Origin of the sequence: Flagellimonas algicida (assembly GCF_049629585.1) — a bacterium.
Lineage (GTDB): Bacteria > Bacteroidota > Bacteroidia > Flavobacteriales > Flavobacteriaceae > Flagellimonas.
The window spans coordinates 83,961-107,530 of sequence record NZ_JBMYIX010000004.1; the positions used below are offsets into that span (position 1 = coordinate 83,961).

The window sequence follows — 23,570 nt, forward strand, 5'->3', positions numbered from 1 at the left end:
TTATGGCTAGAATAAAAGACAATAACGCACCAAAAAGGTTCAATAAGATTTCCATAGGATTGGCCTCTCCAGAGTCCATTTTGGCCGAATCCCGTGGCGAAGTATTGAAGCCTGAAACCATTAACTATAGAACGCACAAGCCCGAGCGTGATGGATTGTTCTGCGAGCGTATCTTTGGTCCCGTAAAGGATTATGAGTGTGCCTGTGGAAAGTATAAGCGTATCCGTTACCGAGGAATCGTTTGTGATCGTTGTGGTGTTGAAGTAACCGAGAAAAAAGTACGTAGGGACCGTGTAGGGCACATCAACCTAGTGGTTCCCGTAGCACACATCTGGTACTTCCGTTCATTGCCAAATAAAATCGGATACCTTTTGGGATTGCCTTCCAAAAAGTTGGACATGATCATTTACTACGAAAGGTATGTGGTCATCCAACCCGGTATTGCCAAAGGTCCCGAAGGAGAGGAAATCCAAAAAATGGATTTCTTGACCGAAGAGGAATATTTGAACATCTTGGAGTCCATTCCTACTGAGAACCAGTACTTGGAAGATACGGACCCCAACAAGTTCATCGCCAAAATGGGTGCCGAATGTTTGATCGACCTATTGTCCAGAATCGATTTGGAACAATTGTCCTACGAACTTCGTCACAAGGCAAACACCGAAACATCAAAACAACGTAAGACCGAAGCCTTGAAACGTCTTCAAGTGGTTGAGGCCTTGCGTGAATCACAGGACAACAGGGAAAACAATCCTGAGTGGATGATCATGAAGGTCATTCCCGTGATTCCACCAGAATTGCGCCCATTGGTGCCATTGGATGGTGGTCGTTTTGCCACTTCGGATTTGAACGATCTATACCGTAGGGTGATCATCCGTAACAACCGTCTAAAGCGATTGATGGAGATCAAAGCCCCTGAGGTGATCTTGCGAAATGAGAAACGTATGCTTCAAGAAGCTGTGGATTCCCTTTTCGACAACACAAGAAAAGCCTCTGCGGTAAAAACAGAATCCAACAGACCATTGAAATCCCTTTCAGATTCCTTGAAAGGTAAACAAGGTCGTTTCCGTCAAAACCTTTTGGGTAAACGTGTGGATTACTCTGCTCGTTCCGTAATCGTGGTTGGACCGGAATTGAAATTGTACGAATGTGGTCTGCCAAAAGATATGGCGGCCGAGCTGTACAAGCCTTTTGTTATCCGTAAGCTGATAGAAAGAGGTATTGTAAAGACAGTGAAGTCTGCCAAGAAGATCATAGACAAGAAAGAGCCCGTGGTTTGGGATATCCTGGAAAATGTCCTTAAAGGACATCCAGTCCTATTGAACCGGGCCCCCACATTGCACCGATTGGGTATCCAAGCGTTCCAGCCCAAACTTATTGAAGGTAAGGCGATTCGTTTGCACCCCTTGGCGTGTACCGCATTCAACGCGGATTTCGATGGGGATCAGATGGCGGTTCACTTGCCATTGGGCCCAGAGGCCATTTTGGAGGCCCAATTGTTGATGTTGGCTTCCCAAAATATCTTGAACCCTGCGAATGGTTCGCCAATTACGGTACCATCCCAGGATATGGTTTTGGGATTGTACTATATGACCAAGGAAAGAAAGTCTACCAAAGAAGTTCCTGTAAAAGGGGAAGGCTTGACGTTCTATTCCGCTGAAGAGGTTGAGATTGCTTTTAACGAAAAGAAAGTGGATCTTAACGCTGGAATCAAGGTGAGAACCAAAGACTTCAATGAAAATGGAGAATTGGTCAATCAAATTATTGAAACCACTGTAGGTCGTGTATTGTTCAACTCGGAAGTACCGGAACAAGCAGGATTCATCAACCAAGTATTGAACAAGAAGGCCCTAAGGAACATTATTGGGGATATTCTTGCCGTGACCGATGTACCTACAACGGCCGAATTCTTGGATAAGATCAAATCCATGGGATATGATTTCGCTTTCAAGGGAGGTTTGTCCTTCAGTTTGGGAGATATCATCATCCCTGCGGAAAAGCAAGATATGATCAACGAAGCCAACGAGCAGGTTGATGGTATTATGATGAACTATAACATGGGTCTTATCACCAATAATGAGCGATATAACCAGGTTATTGATGTTTGGACTTCTACCAACGCCATGTTGACCGAATTGGCCATGAAACGAATCCGTGAGGACAAACAAGGATTCAACTCGGTATATATGATGTTGGATTCCGGTGCGAGGGGTTCCAAAGAGCAGATTCGTCAGTTGACCGGTATGCGTGGATTGATGGCCAAGCCTAAAAAATCTACCGCTGGTGGTGGTGAAATTATCGAAAACCCGATTCTTTCCAACTTTAAGGAAGGTCTATCGATCTTGGAATACTTTATCTCTACCCACGGTGCGCGTAAAGGTCTTGCGGATACCGCTTTGAAAACTGCGGATGCGGGATACTTGACCCGTCGTTTGGTGGATGTTTCCCAAGATGTGATCATCAACATAGAAGATTGTGGTACACTTCGTGGAATTGAAGTGGAAGCATTGAAGAAGAATGAGGAAATCGTGGAGACCCTAGGTGAGCGAATCTTAGGTAGGGTATCTCTTCACGATGTGTACAATCCATTGACAGAGGAACTGGTCCTTAAAGCAGGCCAGGATATCACCGAGGCCGATGTGAAGCGAGTGGAAGCCGCTCCGATTGAGAAAATCGAAGTAAGGTCACCATTGACCTGTGAGGCTCCTCAAGGAATCTGCGCCAAGTGTTACGGTAGAAACCTAGCGACCAATAAAATGGTGCAGCGTGGTGAAGCCGTTGGTGTTGTTGCTGCACAATCCATTGGGGAACCAGGTACTCAGCTGACGCTTCGTACCTTCCACGTGGGTGGTATTGCAGGAAACATTTCCGAGGATAACAAGTTGGAAGCCAAGTTTGATGGTGTTGCGGAAATTGAAGACTTGAGACTTGTTGAAGGTGAAAATGCCGAAGGAAACAAAACGAATATTGTAATTTCCAGAACATCGGAAATCAAGATCATGGATGCCAAGACAGGAATTACCTTGAGCACCAATAACATTCCTTATGGTTCCCAATTGTTCGTGAAGAACGGTGCCAAGATCAGTAAAGGTGAATTGATCTGCCAGTGGGATCCCTATAATGGTGTAATTGTATCAGAATTCACTGGGCAGATTGCCTATGAGAATATTGAGCAAGGGGTAACCTACCAAGTGGAGATTGATGAACAGACCGGTTTCCAGGAAAAGGTAATTTCCGAATCAAGGAACAAGAAATTGATTCCTACCTTGTTGATCAAGGACGGAAAAGGAGAAACCCTACGTTCTTACAACCTACCTGTTGGTTCCCATATTATGGTGGATGATGGCGAGAAGATCAAGGAAGGTAAGATCTTGGTGAAAATCCCACGTAAATCTGCCAAGGCAGGGGATATCACAGGAGGTCTTCCAAGGGTAACCGAGTTGTTCGAGGCACGTAACCCATCCAACCCAGCCGTTGTATCCGAGATTGATGGTGTGGTTTCTTTTGGTAAGATCAAGAGAGGTAACCGCGAGATCATTATCGAATCCAAAACGGGTGAGATCAAGAAGTACTTGGTTAAACTTTCCAACCAGATCTTGGTTCAGGAAAATGACTATGTACGTGCAGGTATGCCATTGTCCGATGGGTCTATTACCCCAGAAGATATCTTGGCCATCAAAGGACCATCTGCCGTTCAGCAATACTTGGTGAACGAAGTTCAGGAAGTATATCGCTTACAAGGTGTAAAGATTAATGACAAGCACTTTGAGGTGGTGGTACGACAGATGATGCGTAAGGTACAGATCCAGGATTCCGGGGATACTACGTTCTTGGAGAACCAATTGGTACACAAAGATGACTTCATCAATGAAAATGATGAAATCTTTGGCAAGAAAGTGGTCGAGGATGCCGGGGATTCCGAAAGATTGAAACCAGGTCAGATCCTAACGGCTCGTCAGCTAAGGGATGAGAACTCTATTCTAAGAAGAGAGGACAAGACCTTGGTTACGGCAAGAGATGCCGTTGCAGCTACCGCTACACCAATTCTTCAAGGAATCACAAGAGCGTCGTTGCAGACCAAGTCCTTTATCTCTGCCGCATCGTTCCAAGAGACTACCAAAGTATTGAACGAAGCCGCTGTAAGTGGTAAAGTGGATTCTTTGGAAGGATTGAAGGAAAATGTGATTGTAGGTCATAAGATTCCGGCCGGTACCGGTATGAGGGATTACGATAGTATTATTGTAGGCTCCAAGGAGGAATATGATGAAATCATGGCCCGAAAAGAGGAATTTAAATTCTAAATACAAACAAACCCTGACCCTAGCGTCAGGGTTTTCTTTTTCCATTTTTGAAAGACAAACGCATGGCAGAAAAAGAACAGAAACAAAAGCAGATCAATATAGAGTTGGATGAGAAAACCGCTGAAGGGACTTATTCCAACTTGGCCATTATCAATCACTCTGTATCGGAGTTTGTGGTTGATTTTATTAGTATGATGCCGGGAGCACCCAAGGCAAAAGTGAAGAGCAGAATAGTGCTGACTCCCCAACATGCCAAAAAGTTCTTGAAGGCATTGAACGATAATGTGGCCCGTTTTGAACAGGCACACGGCCCTATAAAAGATTATGAGCAGCCCCCGATTCCTTTGAATTTTGGACCTACGGGAGAAGCATAAAAAAAGCCCTGATTTTTAAATCAGGGCTTTTTTTTATGGGCTATACTATTTTAACCATCCTTTTTGGGTTCCAATTTTGGAAAAGAAGATGAGATATAGACCAATGATTACCACAATGATGGGCATGGTGTAAGTGGAAGGTCCAAAGGCCTCCACGGCGTTTGAGACAAAAAGCCAATGAATAAACTGTGCCACAGCCATGATCAAGGAAATAATGAAAAGAGGCTTTGCCCATTTTTTTCGGAGCAAAAGCCCAATAGATCCAATGGTCCCGGAAAAAACCGCAAGGGCAAAGGCTGCCGTGGCCCAGGCGGGGATACCTTCAAAAACCTCGCGTTGGGCTTGGTTGATGCTTTCTAAAATGGCTTGTTGGTTAAAAGCTTGGTTCAAGTAGTTGAAGACACCCGATAGATTCCATAAAAGGGCGATACTACTCACTACCCAGAACCAGATAGGTGGTTTTACTGTAGCTGTCATAATGGTTTTTTTTATTAGATTGTGGTATACAATGTACTAAAAATTAACACATTATGGATTCTGGTTCTAGTTTTTCACAAGAGTTGTCCAGTTTAGGTGTTGGGTGGTGGGATTTATTCAAATTCCGAGGTGAAGTGTAATTTCACCGTAGGATATTTTTGCTGGGTCATTTGGAGTGAAAAAGGAGAATCGGCCAAAAAGACCAGTTGGCCGCGTTTGTCCGTGGCCAAGAATTTTTGTTTTACCCTTTTGAATTCTTCAAACTCTTCATTGTTTTTGTCCTCGGGTTCTACCCAACAGGCTTTGTGCACAGGGAAATTTTCATAAGTACATTTTGCACCATACTCATGCTCCAATCGGTATTGGATAACCTCATATTGAAGTGCTCCCACAGTTCCGATTACCTTTCTACCGTTCAGTTCCAAGGTGAACAACTGGGCCACCCCTTCGTCCATAAGCTGGTCTATCCCTTTGTACAACTGCTTGGCCTTCATTGGGTCCGCATTGTTGATGTACCTGAAATGTTCAGGGGAAAAACTGGGGATGCCCTTGTAATGTAACTTTTCTCCACTGGTCAAGGTGTCCCCGATCTTAAAATTCCCGGTATCATGAAGACCAACAATGTCACCGGGATAGGAAATATCAACAATCTCTTTTTTCTCGGCAAAAAAGGCATTGGGACTGGAAAATTTCAATTTTTTATCGTGACGCACATGCAAATAGGGCGTGTTGCGTTCAAATGTTCCCGATACCACTTTAATGAACGCCAACCGATCTCGATGTTTGGGGTCCATATTGGCATGAATTTTAAACACAAATCCGGAAAAATCCTTTTCATTGGCTTTTACTAGACGTTCCTCGGCCATTTTGGCCCTGGGTGGTGGGGCAATATCCACAAAACAATCCAAGAGTTCCCGAACCCCAAAATTGTTCAGGGCAGAACCAAAAAAGACGGGCTGAAGCTCTCCTTTGAGGTAGGCCTCCTTGTCAAAATCCGGATATACACCATGCACAAGCTCCAAATTGTCACGGAGGCTCTCGGCAGATTCGGCACCTATTATTTTTTCCAGTTCAGGACTGTCAAGGTCATCAAAGGCAATGGTTTCCTCGATGTTTTTTTTGCTGTTCCCACTAAAAAGATTGATGTTTTTCTCATAAATATTGTAGATGCCCTTAAAATCATAGCCCATCCCAATTGGGAAACTCAGGGGGGTAACGGACAATCCCAACTTTTGTTCCACTTCATCCAGTAGGTCAAAAGCATCTTTTCCCTCACGATCCAATTTGTTGATGAACACGATCATGGGAATATTGCGCATGCGGCAGACCTCAACTAATTTTTCGGTCTGCTCCTCAACCCCTTTGGCAACATCTATGACCACGATCACGCTGTCAACAGCGGTCAAGGTTCTAAAAGTATCCTCAGCAAAATCCTTGTGTCCCGGAGTATCCAAAATGTTGATTTTCTTTCCATTGTATAAAAAGGCCAATACGGAAGTAGCCACGGAGATACCTCTTTGACGCTCAATTTCCATAAAGTCACTGGTGGCGGATTTTTTGATCTTATTGCTTTTAACCGCTCCAGCCTCTTGTATGGCACCACCGAACAGAAGTAATTTTTCTGTTAAGGTGGTTTTACCGGCATCAGGGTGGGAGATAATACCAAATGTTCTGCGGCGTGCTATTTCCTTTTCAAAGTCCATCAACAAAATTTTGCGCAAAAATAGGGTAATTCTAGCTTATGGCATGCATGTAAAGGGAGATAGACATTGTTGATATTTTTGGAAAAAAAGGAAGTGTTGGGCATGCCTCAATAGGAAAAAGTAAAGTAATTTTCGCCCCGCTTTGGTTTTGCCAAGGTTTCGGTATGATTTTGTATTGAAACGGACGTTACGGCACAAGTGGTAAATAATGATGAGGAATAAGCCTTTTATCGAGAAAAATAGGCGGTGAGCGTGAAATGCACTATTTATGTGACCAAATTGTGTTTGTACGTGTCGGAAAGACCAAGACCGAATAGTAAAAAATAAGAAAGCCCCAATTTTCTTACACTTACGAGAACTACGAGCCATGGTGATTAGTTGACCAAAACTTATCATTTATGGAGAACATTACGTTTGTAAAACTTTGGAATACTATAGTTCGCTATATAACGGCCACGGTTTTTTTCTTGGTTGTTGGACTGATTTCCTCCTTTGGGATGACACCCGACCATATATCTGTCTCAGGAGATACAGGCACTATTTCCAATGCCCATATTGCCCTGCCCTCATCATGGAATGGACTTGAATGGTTAAATCCATTTTTTAAAATCTCCGTGGACCCTGATTTTGACGGGGACGGTGTTACCTGTAAACAGGAAGAGGTGGATGGTACAGACCCCAACGACCCCTGTGATTTTGTTTTGGAGCATCAAGATTGCTCGCCCTCAGATGAATGGAAGAATTCTGATTGTGATGGCGATGGAGTGACCAATCAAAAAGAAAAGGAGGACGGCACCGACCCGTTAAATCCTTGTGACCTTATACTGGAGCACCAAAACTGTTCTCCTTCCGATAAATGGAAGAACATGGACTGCGATGGTGATGGGGTAACGAATGAAAAAGAGAAAGAGGACGGTACGGACCCATTTGATCCTTGTGATCTTATATTGGAGCACCAAAACTGTTCTCCTTCCGATGAATGGAAGAACATGGACTGCGATGGCGATGGGGTGACGAATGAAAAGGAAAAAGAGGACGGTACAGACCCCTTTGATCCTTGTGATTTTGTTCTGGAACATCAAAATTGTACCCCGTCAGAGGAATGGAAGAACATGGACTGCGATGGAGATGGCGTGACCAACGAGGACGAGAAGGAAGATGGCACCGACCCATTGGATCCCTGTGATTATAACCCAGATCATGTCACCTTGCCACAGAGCGGGGATTATTTGAACGCGGACTGTGATGGTGATGGAGTGACGAACGAAGATGAAGAGGAAGACGGAACGGACCCTAACGATGCCTGTGATTTTGTATTGGATAGCCAGACCGTGGACCCAAGTTCTACATGGAATACTGCTGATTGTGATGGAGATGGCGTGACCAATGAAGATGAGAAAGAAGATGGTACCGACCCATTGGATCCCTGTGATTATAACCCAGATCATGTCACCTTGCCACAGAGCGGGGATTATTTGACCGCAGACTGTGACGGTGATGGAGTGACGAACGAAGATGAAGAGGAAGACGGAACGGACCCTAACGATGCCTGTGATTTCGTATTGGATAGTCAGACCGTGGACCCAAGCTCTACATGGAATACTGCTGATTGTGATGGAGATGGCGTGACCAACGGAGATGAGAAAGAAGATGGCACCGACCCATTGGATCCCTGTGATTACAACCCTGACCATGTCACCTTGCCACAGAGCGGGGATTATTTGACCGCGGACTGTGACGGTGATGGAGTGACGAACGAAGATGAAGAGGAAGACGGAACGGACCCTAACGATGCCTGTGATTTCGTATTGGATAGTCAGACCGTGGATCCAAGTTCTACATGGAATACTGCTGATTGTGATGGAGATGGGGTGACCAATGAAGATGAGAAAGAAGATGGTACCGACCCATTGGATCCTTGTGATTATAATCCGGAAAGTGTCACATTGGAGCCATCAGCAGAATGGAAAGAACTGGATTGCGATGGAGACGGAAACCCCAACGATAAAGATCCCAATCCTTTAGAAGCTACGGCTGTTGATGATTCTGGATCAACCCCAGCCTTGACGGAGGTGGCCATAAATATTTTGGAGAATGATGATTATCTCCCTAACAATGATGACAATAATGTAGGTGTTACCAATTTGTCAAGAATTGGAGGAACTGCGGCCGGAGTTGTTTCCTTTGACCCAGATACTGGGTTTATGACCTATACCCCTACGGAATTGGAATCCAATTCCACAGTTACGGTAGTGTATCAAGTATGTAACGTAATGCCGGACCCAGATGTTTGTGCTTCGGCTACGGTTACCATTGAAGTGGGTGCCAATACTATTGATGCCGTGGATGACTCTTATATTGGAAGCACTTCTGGGGGAGACATCGCGGACAGTGATGTGCTTTCCAACGATACATTGAACGGAGCCCCTGTGACATTGTCAGAGGTTACTTTAACCTCGGACCCAACGGACGAGCTTACCATCAACCCTGATGGTAGTGTCACCGTTAACCCCGGTACAGCCGAGGGAATTTATACCATCACCTATACCATCTGTGAGATTGCCAATGCGGAAAACTGCGATACGGCCACAGTCACTGTGGAAGTCGTGGAGGGCATGGCCAACGTCATTGATGCCGTGGATGATTCATATACCGGAAATGGGGACATTGCGGACAGTGATGTGCTTTCCAACGATACTTTGAACGGAGAGCCCGCTACCTTGTCGAATGTCATTTTGACCTCAACCCCTACGGACGAGCTTACCATCAATCCCGATGGGAGCGTGACTGTTGCTGCCGGAACGGCCGAGGGTACCTATACTATCACCTATACCATTTGTGAGATTGCCAATGTGGAAAACTGTGATACGGCCACAGTTACTGTGGAAGTAGTAGAAGGCATGGCCAACGTCATCGATGCCGTGGATGATTCATATACCGGAAATGGGGACATTGCGGACAGTGATGTGCTTTCCAACGATAGCTTGAACGGAGAGCCCGCTACCTTGTCGAATGTCATTTTGACCTCGACGCCTACGGACGAGCTTACCATCAATCCCGATGGGAGCGTGACTGTTGCTGCCGGAACGGCCGAGGGTATCTATACTATCACCTATACCATTTGTGAGATTGCCAATGTGGAAAACTGCGATACGGCCACGGTCACTGTGGAGGTCGTGGAGGGCATGGCCAACGTCATCGATGCCGTGGATGATTTTTATACTGAAGGAACAGGAGGTGGTACTATTCCAAATGCCAATGTACTGTTGAATGATAGACTTGATGGGGGGGAAGTTACCTTGTCAAATGTCATTTTGACTTCGGAACCAACAAACTCACTCACGATCAATGATGATGGTACTATCACCGTTGCTTCAGGAATTACAGAAGGGGAGTATACCATAGAATATACCATTTGCGAGATAGACAACCCTGAAAATTGTGACACGGCAACGGTTACGGTAATCATAGAGGCGATAGAAGTAAACCAAATGGTGACCCCCAACGGGGATTTAAAAAATGATTTCCTATTTATCCGAGGGGTGAGCAAGATTAAGTCGAGCACATTGCAGATTTTTAATAGATGGGGCGTGGCCGTCTATGAAGGCAAAAACTATGATAATGTGAGAAATGTTTTTGACGGTCGTTCCAGAGGAAGGTCCTCATTGAGTGTGAACGACTATCTTCCGGCCGGGGTATATTTTTATATCTTTAATTATGAAACCGATAAAGGAAGTTTCACGGACACCGATTACATTTATATAAGCAGGTAACAATAGTGATAGAATGATAAAAAAACATTTTTTAGTTCCGTTTGTTGTATTGGGAATGATGTCCATGGGGCTGTTTGCCCAGCAAGATGCGCAGTATACACAATACATGTTCAATACCTTGAGCGTGAATCCCGCTTATGCAGGATCTAGGGGGCAATTGAGTTTTGCCGGACTATACCGTTCGCAATGGGTAGGTCTGGACGGTGCTCCCGAGACGTTTACCCTTAATCTTCATTCCCCTATTCGAAATAGCAGACTGGGTTATGGTGTTTCCATTGTCAATGACAATATTGGGGATGGCGTGGTACAGGAAACCTATTTGGATGCTGTGATCTCATATACTATTGAAGTGGCCCGTGACGCAAAACTCTCCTTCGGATTAAAGGCGGGCGGGAACATGCTCAGTCTGGATTTCAACGGGCTTAGGAACTTTGATCAAGAAGTGGTCAGCCAAGATAATATCGACAACAAGTTCAACCCCAATTTTGGATTGGGACTGTACTACCATACCGATAAGTTCTATGCCGGGGTATCGGCACCCAATATTTTGGAAAGCGAGTATTTTGACAACGATAATGATGATAACTCGGTGAACTTTTTGTCCGCGGAGCGAATCAATTTCTATTTTATAACAGGCTATGTTTTTGATGTGGGCGCCGATCTGCAGTTTAAACCTGCACTGCTTACCAAAGCCGTTGGGGGTGCCCCTTTGCAGGTAGATTTGTCTGCCAACTTTTTGTATGCCGAAAAATTCAGTTTTGGTGCGGCCTATCGCTTGGATGCGGCAGTAAGTGCCTTGGCAGGATTTCAGGTCACAGATCAGATTATGGTGGGCTTGGCCTATGATAGGGAGGTGACCGAATTGGGAGGAACCCAGTTCAATGATGGTTCGTTTGAGATTTTCTTGAGATTGGAATTGCTCAAATCGTTCCAAAGGACCGTTTCACCAAGATTCTTTTAAATAGGTTAGGATGCTAAAAAGAATACTCATACTTCTCATTGTGGTTTCAGGATGTGTCACAAGCATGATGGCACAAGACAGTATTCCCGATAAACAACAGGCCAAACGAAAGGCCAAGGCAGACCAACGTTATGAAGAATATTCATTTAGTCCGGCCATTGATATTTACAAAAAGGTACTGGACAAGGGATACGTATCCTCAGATTTATTAAAGCGCCTTGGAAATGCCTATTATTTTAATGCCAAGTATGAAGAGGCCGCCAGCATCTATAAAAAATTGGATGAGACCTATCCTGATGAGATGGAGGTGGACTATATCTTCAGATATGCCCAAAGTTTAAAATCCTTGGGAAATTATGACGGAGCCACAAAATTGATGGAAAGGTTCAAGACCTTGACAGCTGTCAATATTGATTTCGATGAGGACTATCTGGCCAAGATTGAGAAGAATTCTGGAAGATATACGGTAAAACCTTTTGAATATAACAGCAAATACTCGGATTTTGCCGCATCGTATTATGAGAAAGGACTCATATTCGCCTCGGATAGGGATACGGGTAACTTGGCCCGATATAGACATACATGGAATTCAAAGGATTTCTTGGATTTGTACAAGGTCAATGCCGATAGCATTTCCAATGATAGAGTGGTAAAGATTGAAGGAGATGTGAATACCCGACTTCATGAATCCACATCGGTAGTGAACAAGGATGGCACCATTATGTACTTTACCCGAAATAACTTTTTTGATGGGAAAAAGAAAAAAGATGAGGAGGGTATCATCCGTTTAAAGATCTACAGTGCAGAACGGGTCAATGGGATTTGGACGAACATCACCGAGCTTCCGTTCAACAATGATTCCTATTCTGTGGCCCATCCCATGTTGAGCCCAGATGGGAAAAAGCTCTATTTTGTTTCCGACATGCCCGGAAGTTTTGGGCAATCGGATATTTTTATGACAGAAATTATTGGTGATGGTACCTATGGGCCAATCATCAACCTAGGGAAAAACATCAATACCATTGGGCGGGAAACCTTTCCGTTCATAGCAAAGGACGGGGTGTTGTATTTCTCATCGGATGGCCATCAAGGTCTGGGAGGACTGGATGTCTTTGCAACAAAAATTACGTATAACGATTATGATCAACCGGTGGTCAACGTGGGGAGACCCATTAACAGCCCTCTGGACGATTTCTCCTTTATTTTCAATTCAGAAGATAATACAGGCTATTTTTCCTCCAATAGGGAAGGAGGTATGGGAGAAGACGATATCTATGGATTTGTGGAGAACGAACCTTTGGTTTTGGACTGCATACAAGAGGTATCGGGAACCGTCAGAGATCGTATATCCAATGAAGTGTTGGCAGGTGCCACAGTAAAGGTCATTGATGAGGAAAATAGAGAGATATCATCTACAATAACCGATTCCAAAGGCAATTACATTTTGCAACTGGATTGCTCCAAAGGGAATTTTGTAAGGGCATCCAGGGATGGATATGTACCCGCTGAAGAATACTTTAATAAGTCGGATGGCAAGCCCAGAATTATTGACTTTTATCTGGAACGCGATTTGGTAACTGGTGGATTTGGCGATGATTTGGCCAAACTACTTCAGTTGAGCACCATCTATTTTGATTTGAACAAATACAACATCCGACCTGATGCGGAGATTGAAATCCAGAAAGTGATTGTGGCCATGGAAAAATATCCAAGCCTAAAAATTAAGGTCAATTCGCATACCGATAGCCGTGGAAACGATGCATATAACCTTTGGTTATCCCAAAAAAGAGCTGAGTCAACGGTTAAGTATATGATTTCCAAAGGAATATCCGCAGATAGGTTGCAAGGTGAAGGTTTTGGGGAGTCCAGACTTGTAAATGAATGTTTCAATGGAGTTCAATGCTCAAAAGAACAGCACCAACTGAACCGTAGGTCTGAGTTCATCATATTTGAATGATATTGGCTTAACCGCGCATTCCAACTATCAACTTATATAAACTTCCCTTGGTAAACCAAGGGAAGTTTTTTTTTGAAAAAACTACCTTATCCCGGCTTTAGCATTTTCTGATTATGAAGTGAGGTCGGGCCCTGCTTTTTTAGTTTTTAATGCTTTTCTTTTTCTCCTTTCTTCTTTTAAAGAGCATGAAAGACGTTTCTTACAATTTTGTTAACATTTTCAAAGCATCTTTTTGAGGGCATGGCAAACCATTGATATTGCTGGTATTATCGATAAACGACCTTTGAAAATAACGGGTAATTTATGCAATCACCTCAAAAAATTAAGACTATACAATTGGATTCATGGTATACACAACAAATATTTTCACCCCCTATTAGTAAAGGTAATTTTGTAGCATGTAATAGAATTCAAGTGTTGGATGGAATCGGAAAACACTGGAAATCGAACAACAAATCATAAAAAAACAATACGATCCTCAACTAATAATAACCCCATGAAAAAGAGCGTATTATTCTTATTCTTGCTGCTTTCTACAGGAATTGCCTTTTCTCAAACAACGATTACTTTACAAGACCAATGCAATTGTGAAGTATTGTCAGGAACCGATGTCTCCAGTCCAGGAGCTCTAGTTCCCAGTGGTGCAGATATAGGTGACATCTATGTGAACACCAACACAGGAACCATTTATTTTTGGGATGGGAACTCGTGGGAGCTCACAGCTACAGATGACCAGCAATTAACGGGCTTTACTTTTAATGATGCAACCAATACGTTGACATTGACACTGGAAGATGGGGGAAGTGTCAATGTTGATTTAAGTAGTTTGAGTGATAGTCTAATAGATACCAATACTACAATTGCCTCTTTTGGGATTGATGGGGCCAATACCAATTTGGTGATTACAGATTCTGATACCAATACCTATGCCGTTGCACTGGCAGATATTGCGGCTTTGATTGATACGGACGACCAGACCCTGTCGGAGGTACTCTCCGAGGGCAACAGCGCGGGCACCTCGATCACCAATGTGACGGACCCTACCAACGCCCAGGACGCCGCCACGAAGAACTATGTGGACACGCAGATCACGGCCAATGCCGCTGACGGATCGGAGACCATCGTGAACGGAGGTACGGACATCAGCGTGAGCGGTACCGGCACCACTGGCGACCCTTACATCGTGAACAGCACCTTCACCGAAGTGGATGGCAGCATCACCAACGAGATACAGGATCTGGCGAGCGTGCTCGGAGAGGGCAACAGTGCGGGTACATCCATCACGAACGTGACGGACCCTACCAATGCCCAGGACGCCGCCACGAAGAACTACGTGGACACGCAGATCACGGCGAACACCGCTGACGGATCGGAGACCATCGTGAACGGAGGTACGGACATCAGCGTGAGCGGAAGCGGCACCACCGGCGACCCCTATGTGGTGAACAATACCTTCACGGAGGTCGATGGAAGCGTTACCAATGAGATCAACACCCGCTTCGAGGTAAGTGGGGCGAACCTAGAGATAGAAGATGGCAACGGGACCCTACAGGTACCCTTGGCGAACTTGGGCAGTGACGACCAGACGTTATCGGAGGTACTCTCCGAAGGCAACAGCGCGGGCACCTCGATCACCAATGTGACGGACCCCACGAACGCCCAGGACGCGGCCACGAAGAACTACGTCGACAGCCAGATCACGGCCAACGCCGCTGACGGCTCGGAGACCATCGTCAACGGAGGTACGGACATCAGCGTGAGCGGAAGCGGCACCACCGGCGACCCTTATATTGTGAACAGTACCTTCACCGAAGTGGATGGCAGCATCACCAACGAGATACAGGATCTGGCGAGCGTGCTCGGAGAGGGTAACAGCGCGGGTACATCCATCACGAACGTGACGGACCCNAGCATCACCAACGAGATACAGGATCTGGCGAGCGTGCTCGGAGAGGGTAACAGCGCGGGGACCTCGATCACGAACGTGACGGACCCGACCAACGCCCAGGACGCCGCCACGAAGAACTACGTCGACAGCCAGATCACGGCGAACGCCGCTGACGGATCGGAGACCATCGTGAACGGGGGCACGGACATCAGCGTGAGCGGAAGCGGTACCACCGGCGACCCCTATGTGGTGAACAGTACCTTCACGGAGGTCGATGGCAGCGTTACCAATGAGATCAACACCCGCTTCGAGGTAAGTGGGGCGAACCTTGAGATAGAGGACAGTAACGGCACCTTACAGGTACCCTTGGCTGATATCAATATTGATCAAACTGCTTCAGATGTTGATTTGGATACATCGGTTGATTCAGATGGAGATGGTAGTTCGGAAACAACTGTTGAAGGGGCAATTCAGGCCATGTCGCCGATTGTCTCCAAAGCGGCTCGGATTTTTTATCCACCTTCTATCGCAGTTGATGCTTCAACAAACGGAATCGGTAGAACAATAAACCTATATGATCAGTATGTAGCACAATTTGGTACTCCTGCAGTGGCAAGTTTAGGGGCTCCTGCGGCAATACCTACCTATGCGGCAACGGACCTATATTATTATGTAACCTATGCAGACCCTGCCGTGTTTGACAATATGAGTATTGATGCCAGTGGAGAGCTTACCTATGATATTATTGGTCAGCCATCAGACTATAATGCATTGATCAATGTGGTGTTTGTTGTAAAATAAGAATGATAAAGACGCTAGAAGATTTGAAATCCATCACCTCACATAAGTCTTTATTTATTGGATTGTTCATCCTGTTTTTGGGAATGAACTTTGCAAACGCCCAGTTTTTGCTTCAGGCTCCAAATACGGGTGATGAAAATAACTACCAATGGTTTGAAGCTTCCGATTTGGGTACAGTTCTCGGAACAAATTCTTTTTACGAAGCAACCCAACCCGGTGTTTATTTTGCAACGTACGATGGTACCCTTTGCGGGTCCAATGCCACAGGATATTTTATTTTAACCGATTGTGAAGCACCAAACAATGAAGTTACATTGGATATTTCTGCCAGTGTGCCTTCAGGGGCTACAGTAAGTTGGAGCCCGTCACTGAGTGGCGATCAAACCCGACCAACAGTCATAAGCACACAAAGTGTGATGCGGTACACGGCCACAATCACCAAGGTGGGCAATAGTAGTGAGCTTCCACGGTTTACAGTAGTCTGTATGAGCCAAGCGGCCACATTGGTCGATGATCTGATTGCGGTCAATGAAGATGAATCCGTTGAGGTACCTATCTTTGATAACGATTCGGATTTGCCTCCAACAGGAACGCTCACTACTACGGATCCAGCCAATGGTACCATCAACATTGATGACAATGGAACACCCAATGATCCATCGGATGATCGGGTAACCTATATTCCCGCACCGGACTTTAACGGAACCGATACGTTTGACTATACCATCTGTAACACTTTTGGGGATTGCAGTACTGCTACGGTGACTGTTGATGTACTTCCAATCGTGGATACCAATGATGATTCGGTTTCCACAGATCAAGGAGTGGATGTTGTTATTTTATGGAAAGGCAATGATAATGACATCCCCAATATAGGAACCATTACAGCCACAGATCCATCCAATGGATCCATCCAACTAAATGATAATGGCACCACGAACAATCCATCGGATGACAATATTACCTACATACCCAATCCAGGTTATACAGGAACGGATTCCTTTGAATATACGGTCTGTGATGACAATGGACATTGTGATACAGCCACGATCACAGTAATCGTAAACACTTCTGGAATTGACCTGGATAGTGATGGAGACGGTATTGTGGACAGTTTTGAGGATCTCAATGCGGATAATGACAATGATCCATCCACCAATCCAACGGATACGGATGAGGATGGTATTCCAGATTATTTGGATATAGATAGTGATAATGATGGCATTCCGGATAATATTGAAGCACAACCTGCTTTGGGGTATATTCCACCAAGTATGGTCGATGCCAATGGAAACGGATTGGATGATGCCTATGAAAATGATGGGAATATTGGTTTGATTCCTCAAGATTCCGATAATGACGGTATTCCAGATTATGTGGATACGGACAGTGATGATGACAATGTTCCAGATATTATTGAGGGCCACGATATGAACCAAGACGGAATTGCCGATATAACACTCATAGGTTCAGATAAGGACAATGATGGTCTTGATGATGCCTTTGAGGGCAGTACGGTCATCGATTTGGATGTCAATGATGAAATTGACGATCCCAACACTGACCTTTTGGATACCGATTCTGATGGTATTCCAGATTTTAGGGATTCCGACGACGACGACGATGGTATCGAGACCATTGACGAAGACTTGAACATGGATGGCAACTATGCCAATGACGATTCCGATGAAGATGGCATACCCAATTATTTGGATGCTGATTTGGGTGAAACTACGGCCGAAACCATTGATGTGATCAATGTCATCACACCCAATGGGGATGGAATTCACGATGTGTTGGCCATCAACGGTATCGAGGATTATCCGAACAACACAGTCAGGATTTATAACCGATGGGGAGTAATGGTCTTCCAGACCAAAGCATACAATACTACTGGAAATGTTTTTGATGGTACTTCCCAAGGTAGAGTAACGGTCGATCAAGACAACAAGCTTCCTGTGGGTACCTATTTCTACGTCATCGATTATCAAGATCAAGGTGGAAACATGAAACAAATCTCAGGATACATATACATTAACAGATAAACATGGTTACTGTGGAGGTAAAACATCTATTGAAGAACATAAAAGGACTACTGGCCTTACTTTTCTTAGGGATTGTGGGAACTGCCCATGCCCAACAAGATGCACAGTATACCCAGTATATGTACAATACAGTGAGTGTAAATCCGGCCTATGCAGGTTCGCGTGGACATTTGAGCATTGCGGCATTGTATAGAAACCAATGGTTGGGATTGGATGGAGCTCCTGAAACACAGACCCTGAATATCCATACACCCATGGGTTATAGAGGGGTTGGACTGGGAATTTCTGTGGTCAATGATAAGATAGGCCCTACTTCCGAAACCTATTTTGATGTGGACTTTTCGTATACCATACAAACCTCTTTTGATGCTAAACTGAGTTTTGGCCTTAAGGCCAGTGCCCATATGCTGGATATTCGTTATTCCGAATTGGATGAGTTTGAAATAGACCCACAGCTGCAGTCCCAACAAGATATTCAGAATAAATTTTCTCCGAATATTGGTGCAGGGGTGTACTACCATACGGATAGATTCTATGCTGGGCTTTCTGCCCCAAGGATTTTGGAGACCACCCATTTTGATACCTCTTCCGTATCCACGGCAAAGGAACAGATCAATTTATACGTCATTACCGGTTATGTTTGGGATTTGAATCCTTTCTTGAAATTCAAACCCACCCTTTTGACCAAAATGGTACAGGGAGCCCCTTTACAAGTAGACGTTTCGGCCAATTTTATGATGAACGAGCGATTTATTGGGGGTGTGGCCTACCGATGGGACGCGGCCTTTAGTGGACTGTTTGGTTTCATGGTTTCCGATCAGTTGATGCTAGGGTTGGCCTATGACCGTGAAATAACCGAATTGGGTGCCGCTACTTTCAACGACGGTTCCTTTGAGGTGATTCTTCGGTACGATTTCCTCAGAAATATCGGTAACCTCAAGTCCCCACGTTTCTTTTAGGAACAATTTAAAACCCTTGACCCCATAAATTCCTCCAAAGGTCATATTTTTACCTCATGGAAGAGGAAAAAGTGATATTGGTGAACGAGGCGGATGAGCCCATTGGTCTTATGCCCAAGATGGAAGCCCATGAAAAGGCATTGCTGCATAGGGCTTTTTCGGTTTTTGTGATGAACGATAAAGGAGAGACCATGCTCCAGCAACGGGCCCAGGATAAATACCATTCCCCTTTGTTATGGACCAATACCTGTTGCAGTCACCAGCGCGATGGTGAAAGTAACATTGAGGCCGGTAAGCGCAGGCTCATGGAAGAGATGGGGTTTCAAACGGAACTTACGGAACTGTTTTCTTTTGTCTACAAAGCTCCTTTTGACAATGGCCTTACCGAACATGAATTTGATCATGTGATGATGGGGTCCTATAATGACTCTCCCAATATCAATCCCGAGGAAGTGGCCGATTGGAAATGGATGTATCCGGCAGATATCAAAAAAGACATAGCCGCCAATCCCCATGAGTATACGGAGTGGTTCAAGATCATATTTGAACGCTTCTATGACCATATCACGAAAAACACCACTGCCCAATGAGAGTAAAAGTGAGCAGAAAGGCCAATTTTAATGCGGCCCACCGATTGCACAGACCTGATTGGGATGAGCAGAAGAACCAAGCCGTTTTTGGAAAATGCAACAACCCCCGTTACCATGGGCATAATTATGACCTTATTGTAAGTGTTACGGGTGAGATTGATCAAGAAACCGGATTTGTGATGGATCTAAAAGTGCTCAAGGACTTGATCAAGGAGCATGTGGAAGAGGCTTTGGACCATAAAAACCTTAATGCAGATGTTCCTGAGTTCAAGGAACTCAACCCAACCGCAGAAAATATTGCCGTGGTCATTTGGAACAAACTTAGACCCCATATAGATCAAGCCAATGAACTAGAGGTAGTGCTCTATGAAACACCACGTAATTTTGTAACCTATTCAGGATAAAATGGATTTATACCCTTTAAAGTTCAAGCCTATTCTCAAAGAACGTCTTTGGGGAGGAACAAAACTAAAAGATGTACTCAATAAACCTATAGAAAGTGATATTACTGGCGAAAGCTGGGAACTTTCCGGAGTAAGTGGAGATATTTCCGAAGTGGCCAATGGGGCTTTGCAGGGAACTTCACTTCAAGAGTTGATAAGCCTTCAGGGAGAAAGCCTCTTGGGAAAAGGTGTGATGGAACGGTTTGGGAATGAATTTCCCATTTTGATTAAATTTATCGATGCCAAACAAGACCTGTCCATTCAATTGCATCCCAATGATGCCTTGGCCAAGAAAAGGCATAATTCCTTTGGAAAAACAGAGATGTGGTACATTATGGATGCCAATCCCGGTGCCCAGTTGATCGTGGGTTTCAACAGGGATGTTGAAAAAAGCGAATATATTGAAAGTCTGGAGTCCGGTACTCTTTTGGATTTGATGAATTATGAAGAGGTAAAGGAAGGAGATACTTATTTCATCAATACCGGAAAGATACACGCCATAGGAGCTGGGGTGTTGTTGGCCGAAATCCAGCAAACCTCAGATGTTACCTATAGGGTCTATGACTTTGACCGAAAGGACAAGGATGGCAACCTAAGGGAACTCCATACCAGTTTGGCTGTTGATGCCATTGATTACGAGCGAAAGAACGATTTTAAGGTAGATTACCCAAAGGGTAAGGATGAAACCAATACCATGGTGGACTGTCCCTATTTTAAAACCAACTTTTTGGAGTTGACCCAACCCCTTAAACTGGATGTATCCCAAAGGGATTCATTTACCATATACATGTGTGTGGGAGGTGAGGCACAGATTACCAATGATTGGGGCACTGCATCCATTCAAAAAGGAGAGACGGTGCTGGTCGCAGCGTCCAGTTCCACCATTGAAATAAATACCGGTAACGCCAAACTTTTGGAAGTTACCATTTAATAGTACCTTTATAAAAAACACTGGTATGCCAAGTATACGTGATTTAAAAAAGGATGTCAACTTTGTCTTGGGAGACATCATAGAAGCGGTCTACATTTGGGAGGCAGGCTCAGATAACAAAGAATCCGAAGAGGGAACGGTCATCATTGACAAGGCCATTGAAGCTTTTGATGAGCTCATGGACAAAATCAACCAAAAAAATGTTGAGGACCAAAAAGCACATTTTAAAAGTGTGCGGGCCCAACTCGAGGAAAAGGCCACACAATTGGTCAACGATTTGAACAATCTTGCCAGTTAGTTAGTCCTGCTTGCTTAAAAAGTCTTGGAATGCCATTCCGTATTTGGAGGAGGCTACTTCTGGCGTAAGGGCGTTGTACACTGAATCCAAATATTTTGGATTGGCGTCGCTGGCCTCGGACATCATAATGTATGGTGTGGCGTACGAGTCGCCATTGTTCAAACCAAAGTTAAGGGCATATCGGTAGCGTCTTACCAGATTGATATCCGCCAAATTCTGTAGGGAATCCAAGGCGATGGAATCTTCCTGAAATTCTGGTAGTGCGGCCTGTTGTGCCAAAGAGATATCCCTAATGTTGAATTTGGATATCATTTCATTGAACTCCAGATATTTTTCATGGGACTTGGAACCGGATACCTCTGGGTCCATATCAAAGGTCTTCCAAGTGGTGTTGATGGTGATTTGTCCGGGTTCACCAAAAAAGGTGATACGGTCGTTGAGGTCGTTGTTGTCCTGTTTTTTCAGGTAGAGGTAAAAAATATCCGGGCTTTCCAACTCCTCTGAAAAACTGAAGGTCCCATCTCCCTCAATTTCCAGCGAATCCAAGACCATAAGGGTAGAATCCTTGAACTGCTGTAGATATAGGGTTCCTTTTTTCAATCCTTTTACGTTTCCGGAAACGGTCATGGTGTTTTCTGTACTTTTTTCACAAGACAGTACCAACATTCCCAATGACAATACGAACAATAACCTCTTCATCGATAAAAATTTTGCAGGGCAAATATCAAATAAACTTCTGAAATATTTAAACTTTGGCGGCGACTTCCATCAACAAAGCACATAAATAAGCACCGGCCGTACCCACAACATACCCAAAAACTGACAAAAGAATCCCCACTGAGGTCAATGAAGGATGAAATTCCGCGGCGACCACGGGAGCGGAGGCCGCACCTCCCACATTGGCCTGACTGCCCACAGCAAGAAAAAAGTAGGGAGCTTTGATAAGTTTGGCCACCAAGATCAAAAGTCCGGCATGAATGGTGATCCATATCAAGCCTATCGCAATAAGCCCGGGATTTTCTAAAACCTTGCCCAAGTCCATTTTCATGCCAATGGTGGCCACCAGAATGTAGATGAACATGCCACCGATCTTACTGGCCCCGGCACCTTCGTAGTTTTTGGCCTTGGTAAAAGAAAGCCCAATACCAATGGCGGTGGCAAATACCACCATCCACAAAAACTGGGAACCTAAGGAGGATAGAATTTTTTGTTTGTTTCGGATGACTTCAAAATTGTCTTCCAGAAAACCGGCGAAATGGCTACCCAAAAAATGGGCAATGCCTACTCCGGCAAAGGCAAAGAACAGCATCATGATAAAATCCTTAAGCGAGGTGACCCTTGCAATCTTTTCGGTATAGGTAGATACTTTTTCCTTCAATTCCTCAATAGAGGAATTATCTGCCTTGAACCAGCGGTCTATCTGCTTGGTCTTGCCAATTCCCAATAAAAGGATGGCCATCCAAAGGTTGGCCACAACAATATCGATCAATACCATACCCCCATAGTTTTCTTGGTTGTACTGGAACACTTCCAGCATGGCCGCCTGATTGGCACCACCTCCGATCCAACTTCCCGCAATGGTGGCCAGTCCACGCCATACGGCATCAAAACCACTGCCGCCGACTGTTTCAGGGGAAAATATGGAAACGATCAATATGGCCACGGGACCACCAATGATGATTCCGGCCGTACCGGTCAAGAACATGATAAGGGCCTTGGAGCCCAGATTGGCAATAGCCTTAAGGTCTATGCTCAAAGTCATTAAAATCAAGGCTGCCGGTAAGAGGTATCTACTGGCAATGTAATAAGTCTGTGAAGAGGATTCATCCACAATGCCCAAACTGGCCAAAATGGCCGGGAGCAAATAACACATGAGTACCGTGGGTACAATGGAGTAGAATTTTTTCCAAAAACCGGTGTTGAGGGATGAGGTGTAAAAAACAAAACCTAGGCAGAGACAGAGGAGTCCAAAAATGACCGTATCCTCTGTAAAGGGTAGTTGATCCATAGAATTTCAATAGTGACAGCCCCAAATATAGGAAAATCAAAAATGGTTGTGATAAGGCACC

At 44.7% G+C, this 23,570-nt stretch carries 15 protein-coding genes; 11 read left to right on the top strand and 4 right to left on the bottom strand.

Going from position 1 to position 23,570, the window contains the following annotated elements; translation table 11 throughout:
* Positions 1-2 precede the first annotated feature (2 nt).
* Both rpoC and ACPD8L_RS16755 read left to right on the top strand, forming a co-directional pair.
* Positions 3-4,301, top strand: a complete 4,299-nt coding sequence (gene rpoC / locus ACPD8L_RS16750; RefSeq protein WP_116217536.1) for a DNA-directed RNA polymerase subunit beta' — start codon at positions 3-5, stop codon at positions 4,299-4,301.
* Positions 4,302-4,363: 62 nt separating this feature from the next.
* Positions 4,364-4,675: a DUF3467 domain-containing protein gene (locus tag ACPD8L_RS16755; protein WP_116217537.1), complete on the top strand. Its 312-nt coding sequence runs from the start codon at positions 4,364-4,366 to the stop codon at positions 4,673-4,675.
* A 45-nt stretch (positions 4,676-4,720) separates the two neighbouring features.
* Here the strand turns inward: ACPD8L_RS16755 and ACPD8L_RS16760 are convergent, their stop codons facing one another.
* Positions 4,721-5,152, bottom strand: coding sequence for a hypothetical protein (locus ACPD8L_RS16760; RefSeq protein WP_116217538.1), 432 nt, complete (start codon positions 5,150-5,152; stop codon positions 4,721-4,723).
* A gap of 113 nt (positions 5,153-5,265) precedes the next feature.
* Positions 5,266-6,855, bottom strand: coding sequence for a peptide chain release factor 3 (locus ACPD8L_RS16765; protein WP_116217539.1), 1,590 nt, complete (start codon positions 6,853-6,855; stop codon positions 5,266-5,268).
* A gap of 398 nt (positions 6,856-7,253) precedes the next feature.
* Between ACPD8L_RS16765 and ACPD8L_RS16770 the strand changes: the two genes are divergently transcribed.
* The 9 genes from ACPD8L_RS16770 (at position 7,254) to ACPD8L_RS16810 (ending at position 21,501) form a co-directional block, all read left to right on the top strand.
* Positions 7,254-10,628 carry a T9SS type B sorting domain-containing protein gene (locus ACPD8L_RS16770; protein WP_423944763.1) on the top strand — a complete coding sequence of 1,125 codons (3,375 nt, stop codon included), beginning with the start codon at positions 7,254-7,256 and terminating at the stop codon, positions 10,626-10,628.
* A gap of 13 nt (positions 10,629-10,641) precedes the next feature.
* On the top strand, positions 10,642-11,589 hold the full coding sequence (locus ACPD8L_RS16775; RefSeq protein ID WP_116217540.1) for a PorP/SprF family type IX secretion system membrane protein: 948 nt from the start codon (positions 10,642-10,644) through the stop codon (positions 11,587-11,589).
* A gap of 10 nt (positions 11,590-11,599) precedes the next feature.
* Positions 11,600-13,546 carry an OmpA family protein gene (locus ACPD8L_RS16780; protein ID WP_423944766.1) on the top strand — a complete coding sequence of 649 codons (1,947 nt, stop codon included), beginning with the start codon at positions 11,600-11,602 and terminating at the stop codon, positions 13,544-13,546.
* 2,691 nt (positions 13,547-16,237) lie between these two features.
* A complete protein-coding gene (locus tag ACPD8L_RS16785) occupies positions 16,238-18,280 on the top strand; it encodes a T9SS type B sorting domain-containing protein (protein WP_423944769.1) in 2,043 nt (680 codons plus the stop codon).
* A gap of 2 nt (positions 18,281-18,282) precedes the next feature.
* Positions 18,283-19,239 (top strand): PorP/SprF family type IX secretion system membrane protein, encoded by a 957-nt coding sequence (locus ACPD8L_RS16790; RefSeq protein ID WP_423944772.1) that lies wholly within the window; start codon positions 18,283-18,285, stop codon positions 19,237-19,239.
* A gap of 56 nt (positions 19,240-19,295) precedes the next feature.
* Entirely contained in the window at positions 19,296-19,829 is a 534-nt protein-coding gene (idi, locus tag ACPD8L_RS16795) for an isopentenyl-diphosphate Delta-isomerase (protein WP_116219376.1), read from the top strand.
* A complete protein-coding gene (locus tag ACPD8L_RS16800) occupies positions 19,826-20,233 on the top strand; it encodes a 6-pyruvoyl trahydropterin synthase family protein (RefSeq protein ID WP_423944775.1) in 408 nt (135 codons plus the stop codon). Before idi ends, ACPD8L_RS16800 begins: the two co-directional genes overlap by 4 nt.
* A gap of 1 nt (position 20,234) precedes the next feature.
* Positions 20,235-21,203 (top strand): type I phosphomannose isomerase catalytic subunit, encoded by a 969-nt coding sequence (locus tag ACPD8L_RS16805; RefSeq protein WP_423944777.1) that lies wholly within the window; start codon positions 20,235-20,237, stop codon positions 21,201-21,203.
* Positions 21,204-21,228: 25 nt separating this feature from the next.
* A complete protein-coding gene (locus ACPD8L_RS16810) occupies positions 21,229-21,501 on the top strand; it encodes a hypothetical protein (protein ID WP_421808927.1) in 273 nt (90 codons plus the stop codon).
* Here ACPD8L_RS16810 and ACPD8L_RS16815 read toward each other — a convergent pair whose 3' ends face one another.
* A complete protein-coding gene (locus tag ACPD8L_RS16815; protein WP_116219380.1) occupies positions 21,502-22,200 on the bottom strand; it encodes a DUF4369 domain-containing protein in 699 nt (232 codons plus the stop codon).
* 46 nt (positions 22,201-22,246) lie between these two features.
* On the bottom strand, positions 22,247-23,509 hold the full coding sequence (locus ACPD8L_RS16820; RefSeq protein ID WP_421808929.1) for a DUF819 family protein: 1,263 nt from the start codon (positions 23,507-23,509) through the stop codon (positions 22,247-22,249).
* Between the last annotated feature and the right edge of the window lie 61 nt (positions 23,510-23,570).

Bases quoted from the DNA above. Each gene is read 5' to 3' on its own strand.
- ACPD8L_RS16765 (WP_116217539.1), bottom strand. From the start codon at position 6,855: ATGGACTTTGAAAAGGAAATAGCACGCCGCAGAACATTTGGTATTATC.
- ACPD8L_RS16760 (WP_116217538.1), bottom strand. From the start codon at position 5,152: ATGACAGCTACAGTAAAACCACCTATCTGGTTCTGGGTAGTGAGTAGT.
- ACPD8L_RS16810 (WP_421808927.1), top strand. From the start codon at position 21,229: ATGCCAAGTATACGTGATTTAAAAAAGGATGTCAACTTTGTCTTGGGA.
- ACPD8L_RS16790 (WP_423944772.1), top strand. From the start codon at position 18,283: ATGGTTACTGTGGAGGTAAAACATCTATTGAAGAACATAAAAGGACTA.
- idi (WP_116219376.1), top strand. From the start codon at position 19,296: ATGGAAGAGGAAAAAGTGATATTGGTGAACGAGGCGGATGAGCCCATT.
- ACPD8L_RS16785 (WP_423944769.1), top strand. From the start codon at position 16,238: ATGATAAAGACGCTAGAAGATTTGAAATCCATCACCTCACATAAGTCT.
- ACPD8L_RS16820 (WP_421808929.1), bottom strand. From the start codon at position 23,509: ATGGATCAACTACCCTTTACAGAGGATACGGTCATTTTTGGACTCCTC.
- ACPD8L_RS16780 (WP_423944766.1), top strand. From the start codon at position 11,600: ATGCTAAAAAGAATACTCATACTTCTCATTGTGGTTTCAGGATGTGTC.
- ACPD8L_RS16775 (WP_116217540.1), top strand. From the start codon at position 10,642: ATGATAAAAAAACATTTTTTAGTTCCGTTTGTTGTATTGGGAATGATG.
- rpoC (WP_116217536.1), top strand. From the start codon at position 3: ATGGCTAGAATAAAAGACAATAACGCACCAAAAAGGTTCAATAAGATT.
- ACPD8L_RS16770 (WP_423944763.1), top strand. From the start codon at position 7,254: ATGGAGAACATTACGTTTGTAAAACTTTGGAATACTATAGTTCGCTAT.
- ACPD8L_RS16800 (WP_423944775.1), top strand. From the start codon at position 19,826: ATGAGAGTAAAAGTGAGCAGAAAGGCCAATTTTAATGCGGCCCACCGA.
- ACPD8L_RS16815 (WP_116219380.1), bottom strand. From the start codon at position 22,200: ATGAAGAGGTTATTGTTCGTATTGTCATTGGGAATGTTGGTACTGTCT.
- ACPD8L_RS16805 (WP_423944777.1), top strand. From the start codon at position 20,235: ATGGATTTATACCCTTTAAAGTTCAAGCCTATTCTCAAAGAACGTCTT.
- ACPD8L_RS16755 (WP_116217537.1), top strand. From the start codon at position 4,364: ATGGCAGAAAAAGAACAGAAACAAAAGCAGATCAATATAGAGTTGGAT.